11 protein-coding genes are annotated in these 13,873 nt (G+C 74.1%); 6 read left to right on the top strand and 5 right to left on the bottom strand.

All coding sequences use genetic code 11. From position 1 onward, the window contains the following. Nucleotides 1-61: 61 nt before the first annotated feature. From AC27IY_RS10360 to AC27IY_RS10375, 4 genes are all read left to right on the top strand, one after another. Entirely contained in the window at nucleotides 62-2,491 is a 2,430-nt protein-coding gene (locus AC27IY_RS10360) for a lantibiotic dehydratase (RefSeq protein ID WP_487177784.1), read from the top strand. Then, a complete protein-coding gene (locus tag AC27IY_RS10365; protein ID WP_487177785.1) occupies nucleotides 2,491-4,059 on the top strand; it encodes a hypothetical protein in 1,569 nt (522 codons plus the stop codon). The genes AC27IY_RS10360 and AC27IY_RS10365 overlap by 1 nt, the downstream gene beginning before the upstream one ends. A 228-nt stretch (nucleotides 4,060-4,287) precedes the next feature. Next, nucleotides 4,288-5,151, top strand: coding sequence for an NAD-dependent protein deacetylase (locus AC27IY_RS10370; protein WP_423470439.1), 864 nt, complete (start codon nucleotides 4,288-4,290; stop codon nucleotides 5,149-5,151). Nucleotides 5,152-5,156: 5 nt separating this feature from the next. Further along, nucleotides 5,157-5,534, top strand: a complete 378-nt coding sequence (locus tag AC27IY_RS10375; protein ID WP_487177786.1) for a YchJ family protein — start codon at nucleotides 5,157-5,159, stop codon at nucleotides 5,532-5,534. A 4-nt stretch (nucleotides 5,535-5,538) separates the two neighbouring features. Here the strand turns inward: AC27IY_RS10375 and AC27IY_RS10380 are convergent, their stop codons facing one another. From AC27IY_RS10380 to AC27IY_RS10400, 5 genes are all read right to left on the bottom strand, one after another. Then, nucleotides 5,539-6,375 carry an SAM-dependent methyltransferase gene (locus tag AC27IY_RS10380; RefSeq protein WP_423448890.1) on the bottom strand — a complete coding sequence of 279 codons (837 nt, stop codon included), beginning with the start codon at nucleotides 6,373-6,375 and terminating at the stop codon, nucleotides 5,539-5,541. A 97-nt stretch (nucleotides 6,376-6,472) separates the two neighbouring features. Beyond that, nucleotides 6,473-7,447, bottom strand: a complete 975-nt coding sequence (locus AC27IY_RS10385) for a LacI family DNA-binding transcriptional regulator (protein WP_423470441.1) — start codon at nucleotides 7,445-7,447, stop codon at nucleotides 6,473-6,475. Nucleotides 7,448-7,467: 20 nt separating this feature from the next. Further along, the gene (locus AC27IY_RS10390) at nucleotides 7,468-8,343 is read right to left on the bottom strand and encodes a carbohydrate ABC transporter permease (RefSeq protein WP_487177787.1); all 876 of its coding nucleotides are present in this window, start codon (nucleotides 8,341-8,343) and stop codon (nucleotides 7,468-7,470) included. After that, complete coding sequence (locus AC27IY_RS10395; protein WP_487177788.1) at nucleotides 8,343-9,227, bottom strand: carbohydrate ABC transporter permease; 885 nt, start codon at nucleotides 9,225-9,227, stop codon at nucleotides 8,343-8,345. Before AC27IY_RS10395 ends, AC27IY_RS10390 begins: the two co-directional genes overlap by 1 nt. After that, the gene (locus tag AC27IY_RS10400; protein ID WP_487177789.1) at nucleotides 9,224-10,543 is read right to left on the bottom strand and encodes an ABC transporter substrate-binding protein; all 1,320 of its coding nucleotides are present in this window, start codon (nucleotides 10,541-10,543) and stop codon (nucleotides 9,224-9,226) included. Before AC27IY_RS10400 ends, AC27IY_RS10395 begins: the two co-directional genes overlap by 4 nt. 177 nt (nucleotides 10,544-10,720) lie before the next feature. Here AC27IY_RS10400 and AC27IY_RS10405 point away from each other — a divergent pair, with 177 nt between their 5' ends. Both AC27IY_RS10405 and AC27IY_RS10410 read left to right on the top strand, forming a co-directional pair. Further along, nucleotides 10,721-12,742 carry a beta-galactosidase gene (locus AC27IY_RS10405; protein WP_487177790.1) on the top strand — a complete coding sequence of 674 codons (2,022 nt, stop codon included), beginning with the start codon at nucleotides 10,721-10,723 and terminating at the stop codon, nucleotides 12,740-12,742. Further along, on the top strand, nucleotides 12,739-13,863 hold the full coding sequence (locus AC27IY_RS10410) for a glycoside hydrolase family 53 protein (RefSeq protein WP_487177791.1): 1,125 nt from the start codon (nucleotides 12,739-12,741) through the stop codon (nucleotides 13,861-13,863). Before AC27IY_RS10405 ends, AC27IY_RS10410 begins: the two co-directional genes overlap by 4 nt. Nucleotides 13,864-13,873 lie beyond the last annotated feature (10 nt).

The following is a 13,873-nucleotide window of genomic DNA, read 5'->3' on the forward strand; positions in this document are numbered from 1 at the left end:
TCTTGTAAATATCTGTGTTACCGCATTCCGAAAAATAACCGTGAGAAAGGGGAACGTGTACATGGGCGAACCCGGCACGTTGCAAGACCGCGAGTGGACCCTGTTGCCGGCCGCGGTCGTCAGGACCGCCGGGTTCCCCTGGGAGCTCGTCCAATCCCTGGCCTGCCCCAGGGCCGCGGAGACCGCGGCCGCCGTCGCGCTGCTGGAGACGCGGGCCCTCGGCCTGCTCGCCGGCGCGCCCGCCCGCCGCGAGGCCCGTCCGGCCGGTCCGCACGCCGGCCGGACGGACGCCCCCCGGCTGCCGCGCGGGCTCCGCGGCCGCCTGCGCCGCCTGCGGCCCCTGCCGCCCGGCACCCCGGGCCCCGAGGACTGGCTCGCCGACTGGAACCACGTCACCGGCCTGCTGGAGGAGGCGAGGCTCGCCCTCGCCGAGGTGGTCGCCGCCGACACGGCGCTGACCAGGGCGGCCGTCGCCGGCGTCGCCTCCGACGAGCGCTTCCTCGACGCCCTCGTCTGCTCCGCCCCCGCCGCCTACCGCGAGCTGCGGCGCGGCCCCGCCGATCCCGCGAAGCTCGCCTCCCACGTGCAGCGGCTGGCCACCCGGGCCGCCCCGACCGGCTTCCACGCCCCCACCGGCGCCGCCCGCGTCGAGCCCGCCCTCCCCAGCGGCTACACCTGGGCCGGATACCGCGAGCTCGCCGGCCGCCACGCCTACCCCGCCGCCCGCGTCGGCGAGGCGCTCCAGCAGCGCCTCCTCGCCGACCCCGCCGTCGTCGCCGGGCTCGTGCCCAGCCTGCGCGCCGGCGCGACGCCCCCGCGCGACGCCGCCGCCTTCGCCGCCCGCTGCGACGGCCGCCGCACCGTCGCCGAGATCGCCGCCGACTGCGGCATCAGCATGGAACGGGCCTCGGCCGCGCTCGCCGTCGCGGTGCGCCGCGGGCTGCTCACCCACGACCTGTGCCCGCCCGCCACCGTCCCCGACCCGGTCGGCTGGCTGCTGGCGCGGCTGCCCGGCGACGACGAGCCCGCCGTCCAGGAACACGGCCTCGTGGCCGCCCGCGGCGTGCCCGCCCAGGAGCGGCGGTGGCCGCTCGCCGGCCCCCGCGCCGCCGGCAGCACCGACCTGCCCGTCGCGCGGCGCGTCCGCGAGATCGCCGGCCTGCTGGAGCACTACCCGGCCGCGGCGCCCGAGGTGAAGCTGGCCGTGCAGAGCCGCATCGAGGCCCTCGCCGGCGGCGGGCAGCGGGCCGGGCGCGACGAACGCCTCATCGTGCACGAGGCCGCCGCCGGCACCCTCCGCCTCACCGCCGGCGGCCCGCTCGCCGCCGACCTGCGCGAACGCGTGCCCGCCGCGCTCGCGCTGCTCGCCGAGGAGGCCGAGCTGACCCGGCTGCGCACCAACCGGCTGCTCGCGGCCCGGCTCGGCGCCGGGACCTTCCCGCTGGCCGAGGCGCTGGGCGCGGCCGGCGACCTCGAGGTGTGCCACGGCGACCGGATCGCCGGGCTCGTCCGCGCTGCCCCGGCCGGCGCCGCCGTCCTCGACCTGGCCGAGGTGGCCGGCGAGCCCGTGCCGCCGGGCGCGCCCGTGCTCTGCGCGGCCGACGTCATGGTGGCGGCGGCGTCGCTGGAGGCGTACGAAGGGGGCGTCACCCCGCTGGTCATCGACGCGCTCCACGACGCGCCCAGGCTCGGCCCGTGGGAGCCGCCGCCCGTCCGCGACGGCGCCGCGCTCGTCGCCGAACGGGACGCCGCCGTGGCCCGCGTGCTCGACGGCTTCACCGCGCTCAACGTCGTCGCGCCGCGCGCCGACGGCCTGCCCCCGCTGGAGCTGCCCGGCCCCGTCCTGGAGCACGGCGGCGCGACGGCCGGTCCCCGGCGGCGGCGCCTCGGACTCGGCGAGCTCTACGTCCACAGCGACGGCCACCGGGCCGTGCTGCGCGCCAAGGGCACCGGCGAGACGCTGATGTTCCACAACAGCGGGCCGGGCCCGGGCAGCGCCCTGCGCATCGCGCTCGCGCTGCCGGGGCTCCGCCCTCCCGCCCTGCCCTGCCTGCCCGCCCTGCCCCGCATCACCTGGGGGAACGTGGTGCTCGCGCGGCGGCGCTGGCAGCTCGGGCGGGCCGCGTCCGAGCCGCTGCGGCACGCCTCGGGCTCGGGCGAGCGCGACCTGCTGCTCGCCATGGCCCGGCTGCGCGAGGCGCACGACCTGCCCCGCACCTTCTTCGCCGCCGCCGGCCGGCACCCCCTCTACGTCGACACCCGCGCTCCCTCGCTCATCGCCGAGCTGGCCGCCCTCGCCGAGGCCGCCGGCGACCGGCTCACGCTCACCGAGGCCCTGCCGGGACCCGACGACTGCTGGCTGCGCGAGGGCGGGCTGCGCTTCGCCGCCGTGCTCCGCTGCGTCTACCTGCGGCCCGCCCGGCGTCCCGGCGCCGGGCCGTGCCCGCGTCCCCGTCCCCGCCCCTGTCCCGGGACGGAGGAACACGCCTGATGGACGTGCTCGTCGTGCCTCCGCTGGCGGACTTCACCACCGTGGTGGCGCCGCCCCCGGGGATGGCGCTCCTCGACCTCAACGAGCACCTCGTCCGGCGGCTCGCCGACCCCGCCCGGCTCCGGGCCGCCGCCGACCGGCGTCCGGGAGGGCCGCTCACCGCGCTGATCGGGCGGGCGGCGGCCGCCATCCTGGCGAGGGGGGCGTACGACGACGCCCACGTACGGGCCGTCGGCGCCGCGCTGGGCCTGGCCGCCGATCCTGCCGTCCGGCTCGCCGTGGACGGGCTGGAGCTCACCGAGGGCAGCGAGGAGAGCAGCCGCGACCTGCTCGGCGCCGCCCGCCGGTGCGAGCTGTTCGCGCTCGAGATCGAGCTGGCCAGGGAGGTGACGCGCGGGCGGCGGGCGCACATCGTGATCGACCGCGCCGACCAGCTCCCGGCCGCGTTCGCACTGGTCGCCGCCCTGGGGGAGGGCGTGACCCTGTGCGGCCGCCACGTCGCCGAGCACCGGGCGGCGCTGCGGCGGATCCCCGAGCTCGCCGGGGTGAGATGGGACGCCTGGTCCCCCGAGCAACTGATCAGACCGCCCTGGTGCGAAACCGCCCGCGCCGGCACGCGGGCCACCTCTCCGGACGAATGGGCCCTGCAGGCCGACGGAGGGGAAACCGTCAGCTGGGGGCGCGGGGATGTGGGGGCCGCTTCTCCTGACGAATGGGTCCTGCGGGCTGGCGGAGGGGAAGCCATCGGCTCGGGACGCGGGGGCGTCGAGCCGGTGCGGTGGGTCGTGGGGGAGCGGCCGTTGCCCGGTGGTGGGGGGCCGTGGGCGGGGCGGCTGGACGTGGCGCGGGCGGCGGCGCTCCCGGGGGAGGCGCTGGCCCGGTGCCGGGGGCTGACGCTGATGCTCACCCGGGTCGACTTCCTGGGCGTGGCCACCGGCCTCACCGGCGGGGTCGCCGACCTGCGCCGCCTGCGGGCCGCGCTCCCGCCGGGCGTGCCGGTGACGGGCGAGCTGGCCGTGGGCGCGCCCGGCGTCAGCGCCGAGGCGGCGGAGGAGTCGATGGAGCTGCTGGCGGGCGGGCTCGCGGGCGTACGGCCGGCGGGGGTCCGGCCGTACCGGATAGGGGTACGCGCGCCCTGGACGGCGGGCGAGGTGCTGATGCGGCCGCCCCGCGCGGGCCACGACCTGGCCCGGTGGGCGGAGTTCGACGCGCCGGGCGGCATGTCGCCGGACGAGGTCGCGATCCTCCTGCGGCGGTGGGTGGAGCGGCTGCCGGGGGTGCCGGCCGGGCGGCTGGCGGCCTGCTCCGTCGCCGGGCCCGCCGCCCCCGGTCCGCCGGGGGGCGCCTGGGATCCCTGCACGGAGGTCGTCGCGGGCGCCGGCCCGGATGGGCGGGGGCCGGGGACGTTCGCCGTCAATCTGCGTTCCGGCCGCTCGATCCGGCTGCACCACCTCCTGGTCGCCCCGGTCAGCCGCCTGGCCGCCGACCCGCACGCCCTCGACCACCTGGCCGAGCCCGCCCGCCGCCGCCTGACGGCCGAACTCGCGGCGGCCGGCGTCCTGAGGTAGTGGGGAGGGGGTGACCGGGCGCGGCACCGCGTCGGGCCCTGCGGTCGCGGGGAGGGCGTGACCGGGCATGGCGCTGCGTCGGGCACTCCGGTAGTGAGGAAGGGGTGATCGGGTGCGGCGCCGTGTGGGGCGCTGCGGTAGCGGGTGGGGGTGACCGGGGGGCGGCAGTGCGTCGGGCGCCGCCGTAGTGGGGAGGGGGTGACCGGGCATGGGGGTGCGTCGGGCACCATGGAAGGCGTGACACTAGGCAGCACCATGGAGGCGTCACCCGGTGGGCTCGACGAGCTCGACGAGCTGGTCGGCCGGGGCGGGGTGGCGGTGCTGAGCGGCGCCGGGCTGTCCACCGAGTCGGGCATTCCCGACTACCGGGGGCCGACCGGGCGGGCGCGGCAGGCTGAGCCGATGACCTACCAGCGGTTCGTGGCCAGCCAGGAGGCGAGACGGCGTTACTGGGCGCGCAGCCACGTCGGCTGGCGGCAGATGGACCTGGCCAGGCCCAATGCCGGGCATCGGGCCGTGGCCGCGCTGGAGCGGCACGGCCTGGTCAGCGGCATCGTCACCCAGAACGTCGACGGCCTGCACCAGGCGGCCGGCGCGGACCGGGTGATCGAGCTGCACGGCGGCCTGGACCGGGTGATGTGCCTGAGCTGCCGCGAGCGCACCTCGCGCGCCGAGCTGGACCGCCGGCTGCGCGAGGCCAATCCCGGCTGGGCGGCCACCAGCGACGTGATCAACCCCGACGGCGACGCGGTGCTCACCGACGAGCAGGTCGCCGGGTTCCGCGTGGTCGACTGCACGGGGTGCGGCGGCCTGCTCAAGCCGGACGTGGTGTTCTTCGGCGAGAACGTCCCCCGCCCGCGCGTCGACGAGTGCTTCGCCGTCGTGGAGAGCGCCCGGGCGCTGCTCGTGCTCGGTTCCTCGCTGGCGATCAGGTCGGGGCTGCGGTTCGTGCAGCGGGCGGCGGCGCGCGGCGTCCCGATCGCGATCGTCAACCAGGGCCCGACCGGCGGCGACGCCGACGCGGCGCTGCTCGTGGACGCCCCGCTCGGCGCGACCCTGACCGCCCTGGCCCGCCGGCTGGGTGCACAATAGGGCGCATGCCCGCCCGACCGTGCCCCTGCGGCCTGCCCGCCCCCTACGACGACTGCTGCGGCAAGCTGCACCGCGGCGAGGCGGCGGCGGCCACCGCCGAGCAGCTCATGCGCTCGCGCTTCAGCGCGTTCGCCGTGGGCGACGCGGCCTACCTGCTGCGCACCTGGCATCCGGCGGGCCGCCCGGTCCGGCTCGACCTCGACCGGCGGCTGCGCTGGACCAGCCTGGAGGTCCTGGCCACCACGGGCGGCAGCGTCGTGCACACCGAGGGCACGGTCCGCTTCCGCGCCCACTACGTGGAGCGCGGCCGGCCGGGCGACACGGAGGAGCACAGCCGGTTCGTCCGGCTGGACGGGCGCTGGGTCTACGCCGGGGCGCTCTGAGCCGTCAGAGCTCGGGCTTGCGGGCCACCCCGCCGACGAACGTGTGGTAAGTGATGCCGGGCGTGGCGTGGTCGTCCTCGCCCGGCCGCCACTCCGGCAGCGGCACCAGGCCGGGCTCCAGCAGGTCCAGCCCGTCGAAGTAGGCGAGGATCTCCGCGCGGGTGCGCCACCGCCCGGTGCCCATCGTCTCGTTGAAGACCTTCTCCGCCGAGTACGCCTGCCGCGACACCTCGGGCAGCTCAGGCCCGGGGTTGTGGAAGTGGGAGACGGCGAGGTAGCTGCCCGGCACCAGGCGGTCCATCAGCCGGCGGGTGATGCCGCCGGGGTCCTCGTGGTCGGCCAGGTGGTGCAGGATGCCGAGCAGCAGCAGCGCCACCGGCCGGTCGAAGTCGATCAGCCGCCGGACCTCGGGGTTGTGCAGGATCGCCTCGGGGTCGAGCAGGTCGGCCTCGACCACGGTGGTGGTGTCGTCCACGGCCAGCAGGGCCCGGCCGTGGACGAGCACGATCGGGTCGTGGTCGACGTAGACGACGTGCGTGCCGGGCGCGACCGCCTGGGCGATCTCGTGCACGTTGCCCTGGGTGGGCAGGCCGGAGCCGATGTCGAGGAACTGCCGGATGCCGGCCTCGCCGGCGAGGAAGCGCACCACCCGGCCCAGGAACTCGCGGTTGGCCCGCGCCGCCTGGGGCGCGTCCGGCGCGACCTCCAGCGCCCGCCGCGCGGCCATCCGGTCGGCTTCGTAGTTGTCCTTGCCGCCGAGCATGAAGTCGTAGACCCGCGAGACGCTGGGTCTCGTCGTGTCGATCCCGCGCGGCGCGCGCTCCTGCTCGCTCTCGGCCACCCTCGGCTCCTCCTGCCTGCGACGTCACAGGGGACGTTGCCGATGATCGTACGACGCCGGACCCCGGAAGATCCCGACTTTCTGCCATTTATCCCGATCAGGCGGACTCCCGTACCACCAGCTCGGTCGGCAGCACCACCGGCTCCACGGGACCGGCCCCGTCCAGCAGGGCGAACAGCAGCCGCATCGTCTCCTGCGCCATCTTCGCGAGCGGCTGGCGGATCGTGGTCAGCGGCGGATGGGTCGAGACCGCCACCGCCGAGTCGTCGAACCCGCCCACCGCCACGTCGTCAGGCACCCGCCGCCCGGCCGCGCGCAGCGCCGCGAGGGCCCCGGCCGCCATCAGGTCGGAGGCCACGAAGACCGCGTCGAGGTCGGGGGAGCGCTCCAGCAGCTCGCGCATCGCCCGCTCGCCGCTCGCCTGCGTCCAGTCGCCGTGCGCGATGAGCCGCTGGGTGGCCTTGCGGCCCAGCACCTCGGCGAAGCCCTCCAGGCGCTGGATGCCGCCCGGCGTGTCCATCGGCCCGGTGATCATCGCGATCCTGCGGCGGCCCTGGCGGACGAAGTATTCGGTCATCTGCCGGGCGCCGAGGCGCTCGTCGGCGGCGGCGTACGGGATGACGTTCTCGTGGCCGATGACCGCGCCGACCGACACCGCGGGCGGCCCGCCGGAGCCCAGGGCCTGCACCAGCGGGTCGCCCGCGTGCGTGGAGACCAGCAACACCCCGTCGGCGTGGCCGCCGCGCACGTAGCGGACCACCCGCTCGCGGTCGCCCTCGTCGCCGGCCATCATCATCACCAGCGACAGGTCCCGCTCGGCCAGCATCCTGATCGCGACCCGGATCATCGTGCTGTAGTTGGGGTCCTCGAACAGTTTCTCGTGCGGCTCCGACAGCACCATCACCACCGAGCCGGTGCGCTGGGTGACCAGGCTCCTGGCGGCGCGGTTGACGACGTAGCCGGTCTCGGAGATCGCCCGCTCGATGGCCACGCGCGCCGCGGGGCTGACGTACTTGTCCCCGTTGAGCAGGCGGGAGACCGTGCCGCGGGACACGCCCGCGGCCGCGGCCACATCGTGGATCGTAGGGCGTTTCATTTCACGGCTCCGGAGGACAGATCGGTCCTCCAGTATCGCTGCATCGTGAGGAACAACGCGATCAACGGCACGATCGACAGGAACGCCCCGGTGAGGATCAGGTTGTAGAGCGCGGGCTGGTTGGCCCCCGCCATGAGCAGCGTGTAGAGGCCGACGGTGAGCGGGAACTTGCCGTCGTCGCCCAGCATGATGAACGGCAGCAGGAAGTTGTTCCAGATCGCCACGAACTGGAACAGGAAGATCGTCACCATGCCGGGCACCATGAGCGGCATCGCCACCCGCGCCATCAGCCGGCCCTCGCCCGCCCCGTCGATCCGGCCCGCCTCCAGCAGCGAGTCGGGGATGGCCGCCGAGGCGTAGATGCGGGCCAGGTAGATGCTGTACGGGTGCAGGATCTGCGGCAGCAGCACCGCCCAGTACGTGTCCGCCAGCCCGAACTTGCTGAACAGCAGGTACTGCGGGATGGCCAGCACCACGGCGGGCACCAGGATGCCGCCGATGAGGATGTTGAAGATGGCGTTGCGGCCGGGGAAGCGGTATTTCGCCAGCGCGTACCCGGAGATCGCCGAGACGGCGGTGGACAGCAGCGCCCCGCCGCCCGCGTAGAGCAGCGTGTTGCCCGCCCACAGCCAGAACACGCCGTCGCGGTAGGCGAAGAGCTGCTCGACGTTGTCGAGGAAGCCCGTGCCGAACGCCAGCGTCGAGGTGCTGAACAGCTCGCCCGGCGACTTGGTGGCCGCGATGAACACCCAGAACACCGGGAACAGGCAGTAGATCGCCCCGAGGAGCAGCAGCGCGGTCGGCGCGATGCCCCACGGTCCTTGAACGGCCGCGCTGCGGCGGCGGTGCGAGGTGGCGGTGACCCCGGCCATCAGCCCTCCCCGAAGGCGTGGTTGCGGACCACGCGCAGGAACCCGAACGACAGGACGAGCGAGACCGCCGCGATGACGATCGAGGTGGCGGCGGCCGAGTACAGGTCGCCGGTGACGAAGGCGTCCCGGTAGACCTTCATGAGCGGGCTCCAGGTGGAGCTGATCGTGTTGGTCAGCGGGCGCAGCGTGGTGGGCTCGGTGAACACCTGGATGGTGGCGATGATCGAGAACACCGTGGTGAGGATGATCGCCGGGGTCAGGATCGGGATCTTGACCCGGACGGCGATCTGGAGCTCCGAGGCGCCGTCGAGCCGGGCGGCCTCGTACAGGTCGCGCGGGATGGCCCGGAGCGTGGTGTAGAGCACGAGCATGTTGAAGCCGGTGCCGCCCCACACCGCCACGTTCGCCATCGAGTACGTGACCGTGGTGGCCCCGAGCAGGTCGGCGTCGAGCACGGAGCGGATCGGGCTGAGCGAGGGCAGGTAGAGGAAGCCCCACAGCAGGGTGGCGGCCACCCCCGGCACCGCGTACGGCAGGAAGATCGCGATCCGGGAGAAGCGCGCCAGCCGCACCCGCGCCGAGTCCAGCAGCAGCGCGAACAGCAGCGCGAGGCCGAGCATGACGACCAGCACCAGCGCGCCGTACCCGAGCACCCGCAGCCAGCCCTGCCACAGCTCGGCGTCGGCGAGCGCGGCGGAGAAGTTGTCGAAGCCGACGAACACCTCCCGCCGCGCCCCCTTCCCGAGCCCGAGCCCCGACACCTTGGTCCGGCGCATCGCGAGGTGGACCGTGTAGCCGATGGGCACGGCGAGGAAGAGCGTGAACAGCACGATCGCCGGGGTCAGGAAGAGGTACGGCCAGGCGCTCCTTCGTCCCTGGTTCATTGCGCGATCTGGAAGCCGGCCTTGCGCATGTCGGCGACCGTGGCGTCCTGCATGGACTGCACGGCCTCGGCGAAGGGCGACTTGTTCTGCACGGCCTTGTCGAAGGCGTCCTTGAAGGCGTTGTACGTCACGCCGACGTTGGGGCCGAAGGTGAAGCCGCGGGCGCCCGCGGAGACGGCGGCGGCCTGCTGCCAGAAGTCGGGCTGGTTGGCGAAGTATTCAGGGGCCTCGCCGAGCGACGACTGGGCCTTGGTGGCGGCCGGGTAGATCGCGGCCTCCTCGACCAGCAGCCTGATCGCCTCCGGGTCGGTGTTGAGCCAGGTGGCGAACCGCGCGGCGGCGGCCTTGTTCGGGGTCTTGGCCGACACGGCGGTGGACGAGCCGCCCCAGAAGCCGCTGACGTTCTCGCCGGCGTTCCACTGGGGGAGCGGGGCGGCGGCCCACTTGCCCTTGGCCTTGGGGGCGTTGCTCGACAGCACGCCCGGCGCCCACACGGCGGACGGCCAGGTGAGCAGCTTGCCGTCGTTGAGCGCCTTGTTCCACTCGGGGGTGAAGTACGGCATGTCGTCGATGGCGCCCTCCTTCACCAGGCCGCCCCAGTAGTCGGCGACCTTCCTGGTGGCCTCGTCGGCGATGTTCACCTTCCAGGACTCGCCCTCGATCGCCCACCACTGGGCGCCGGCCTGCTGGGCGTAGCCTGTGAACGCTCCCGGGTCCTTGCTGGAGAACGTGCCGAGGTGAACCTTCGGGTCCTTCTTGCGCACGGCGCGGGCCGCGTCGGCGTACTCCTGCCAGGTCTTCGGCACCTCGATGCCGTACTTGTCGAACAGGTCCTGGCGGTAGAAGAGCATCATCGGGCCGCTGTCCTGCGGGATGCCGTAGACGCCTTCGGTGCCGAGCGTGACCAGGCGCCACAGCCCTTCCGTGAACTCGCCCTGGACGGCGGCGGTCTCGGCCTTGATGTCGGCCACCGCGTCGGCGGCGATGAACGAGGGAAGGTGCTGGTACTCGGCCTGGACCAGGTCGGGCGGGTTGCCGGCCTTGGCGGCGGTGAGGTACTTGGCGGCCGCGTCGTCGCCGCCGGCCTGCTTGCTGACCGTGACCTGGATGTCAGGGTGCGCCTTGTTCCAGACCTCCACGATCTTGTCCATGTTGGGGGCCCAGGTCCAGTAGGTGAGCTTGACCGGTCCCTGGGCCGCCGGGGCGGAGCTTTGCGGCGCCGCGGAGCTCTGGGGGGCGGGCTCGCCGGACCCGCAGGCGGCGAGGGTGGCCGTGAGGGCGACGGCCAGCGCTGCTCCGAGACGGTTGGCGCGCATGCGTACCTCCGTAAGGTTCTGTGAACGTGCACAGAGTGGAGCAGCGCCGAAATGCCCGTCAAGAGGCGTTACGTTCTCGTTAACCCGTGGAAAACACCTGATCCGTCCCCGGCCTGTTCCCAACGGTGCGGAGAGGGATTACTGTGCACGTTCACAGAAGCTTTCCAAGGGGGATGGATGTATCCGGAGCGTCCTGCCGGCCTCGCCTTCGGCGGGGACTACAACCCAGAGCAGTGGCCGCGCGAGGTCCTGGAGGAGGACGCGGCCCTCATGCGGGAGGCCGGGGTCAACCTGGTCAGCCTGGGCATGTTCTCGTGGGCGCTGATGGAGCCGGCCGAGGGACGTTACGACTTCGGCTGGCTGGACGAGATCCTCGACCGGCTGCACGCGGCCGGCGTCGCCGTGGACCTCGCCACCCCGACGGCCGCGCCGCCCGCCTGGTTCGTCGCCACGCACCCCGACGTGCTGCCGGTGACCAGGGAGGGCGTGCGGATCGGGTTCGGCGGGCGGCAGAGCGCCTGCTCCAGCGCGCCGGCCTTCCGCGAGGCCACCGCGCGGCTGGTGCGGGCGCTGGGCGAGCACTACCGCGACCATCCGGCCGTGGCCATGTGGCACGTGCACAACGAGTACGGGGCACCGCTCGGCGAGTGCTACTGCGAGCACAGCGTGGCCGCCTGGCGGGGGTGGCTGCGGGCGACGTACCAGGAGATTTCCGCGCTGAACGACGCCTGGGGGACCACCTTCTGGGGCCAGACCTACACCGACTGGTCGCAGATCGACGCCCCCCGCTTCAACCACACGGTGGTCAACCCCGCCCAGCGCCTGGACTACGCCCGTTTCAGCGACGGCCAGCACCGCGAGCACTACGCCCTCCAGCGCGACATCCTGCGCGAGCTCACCCCGCACCTGCCCGTCACCACGAACTTCGCCGGCACCGTCAACTGCAAGTCCACCGACCTCTGGCAGTGGGCCCGCGAGCTCGACGTCGTCGCCAACGACCACTACCTGCGCGCCGAGCAGCCCGACAACCACATCGACCTGGCGATGTCCGCCGACCTCGCCCGCTCGGTGGCGGGCGGCGCGCCCTGGATGCTCATGGAGCACTCGGCGGGGGCGGTCAACTGGCAGCCGCGCAACCTCGCCAAGCGGCCCGGGGAGATGCGCCGCAACAGCCTCGCCCACGTGGCGCGGGGCTCCGACAGCGTGCTGTTCTTCCAGTGGCGGGCCTCCAGGTTCGGGGCCGAGAAGTTCCACTCCGGGCTGGTTCCGCACGCCGGGACCGACTCCGGGCAGTGGCGCGAGGTGGTCCGGCTGGGCGCCGACCTGCGGCGGCTGGCCGGGGTGCGGGGGAGCCGGGTGCGGGCCGAGGTGGCGCTGGTCTGGGACTGGGAGTCGTACTGGGCGCTGGAGCTGGACTGGCGGCCGTCGGTGGACCTGTCCTTCCGTGAGCGGATGGACGCCTTCTACGAGGCGTTGTGGCGGGAGCACGTCACGGTGGACTTCGTCCACCCTTCCGCTGATATTTCGGGGTATCGGGTGGTGGTGGCGCCCAGCGCGTACCTGCTGACCGAGGCCGGCGCCAAGAACCTGCACCGCTACGTCGAGGCGGGCGGGCACCTGCTGGTGTCGTACTTCTCCGGCATCGTGGACGAGCACGACGCCATCCACCCCGGCCCCCACCCGGGCGCGCTGCGCGAGCTGCTCGGCCTCTCGGTCGAGGAGTTCCACCCGCTGCGGCAGGACGAGACCGTCCCCCTGACCGCCGAGCCCGGGACGGAGGACCTGCGGGGGCGGATCTGGTCGGAGCGGGTGCGCCCGGCGGGGGCGGTCACCGTGCGCGCCTTCGCCGCCGGCCCCGACGCCGGCCATCCCGCCTTCACCCGGCACGACCTCGGCGCGGGCACCGCCTGGTATCTCAGCACCGCCCCCACCGGCGGCCGGGCGCTGCGCGACCTGCTCGGCCAGGTGCTCGACCGGGCGGGCGTGTCGCGCCCGCGCGGCCTGCCCGAGCACCTGGAGCTCGTCCGCCGGGGCCGCCACGTGTTCCTCATCAACCACGGCGACGAGCCGGTGACGGTCGAGGGGGTGACCGGCGTCAGCGTGTTCGACGGCGAGCGCTGCGACGGCCGGGTCACCGTCGCGGCCGGCGCCGTCACGGTCGTCGAGGAAACCCCCCGACCCGAAGGAGAACGCGCATGAGGCGCATCCTGACCGTCCTGTCCCTGCTGTTACTCACCGCCGCCTCCCTGGCGGCACAGCCCGCCCAGGCGGAACAGGCGCACGGCCCCGGGGCGCGGCTGGCGATCCGCGGCGCCGACGTCTCCAGCCTGGCCAAGTCCGAGGCGCTCGGCGGCGTCTACCGCGACGCGCTCGGCCGCCGTGCCGACGCCCTGCGCGTCCTGTCCCAGGCGGGGCTCAACTACATCCGGCTCAAGGTCTGGGTGAACCCGGCCGACGGCTACAACACCAAGGCGAGGGTGCTCGCCGTCGCCAAGCGGGCCAAGGCCCAGGGGCTGAAGCTGCTCGTCGACTTCCACTACTCCGACACCTGGGCCGACCCCGGCAAGCAGTACAAGCCGGCGGCGTGGGAGCCGCTGAGCTTCGACCGGCTCCGGCAGGCCGTCGCCGACCACACCTACGACGTGCTCGACGCGCTGCGCCGCCAGGGCACCCCCGCCGACATGGTCCAGGTCGGCAACGAGATCAACGGCGGCCTGCTCTGGCCCGACGGCTCCAACGCGAACTGGGCGAACACCGCCGCGCTGCTGAACGCCGGTTACGACGCCGTCAAGCGGGTCTCGCCCGCGACCAAGGTCGTGCTGCACCTGGCCAACGGCGGCGACAACGGGTTGTACCGGTGGTGGTTCGACAGCGCCGCCGCGTACGGGATCAGGCACGACGTGATCGGGGTGTCGTACTACCCGTACTGGCACGGGACGCTGGAGGGCTTCCAGGCCAACCTCGACGACGTCGCCACCCGCTACGGCAAGCCGATCGTCGTGGTGGAGACCGGCTATCCCTTCACCACCGCCGACGACGACGGCTGGGAGAACCTCATCGGCTCGGCCGAGCCGTACCCCGGCTACCGGTCCACGCCGCAGGGGCAGGCGGCCATGCTGGCGAAGGTCGCCGACATCGTCAGGCAGGTCCCGAACGGTCTCGGCCTCGGCCTGTTCACCTGGGAGGCGACCTGGACCGGGGTGCCGGGCAACGGCTGGGACCCGGCCGACCCGTCCTCCGGCAACGCCTGGGAGAACCAGGCGCTGTTCGACTTCGCCGACCGTCCGCTGCCCGCGATGGCGGTGCTCGGCGGGGTCTAGAGACGGTGAC

It is taken from the genome of Nonomuraea sp. B208 (assembly GCF_057536035.1).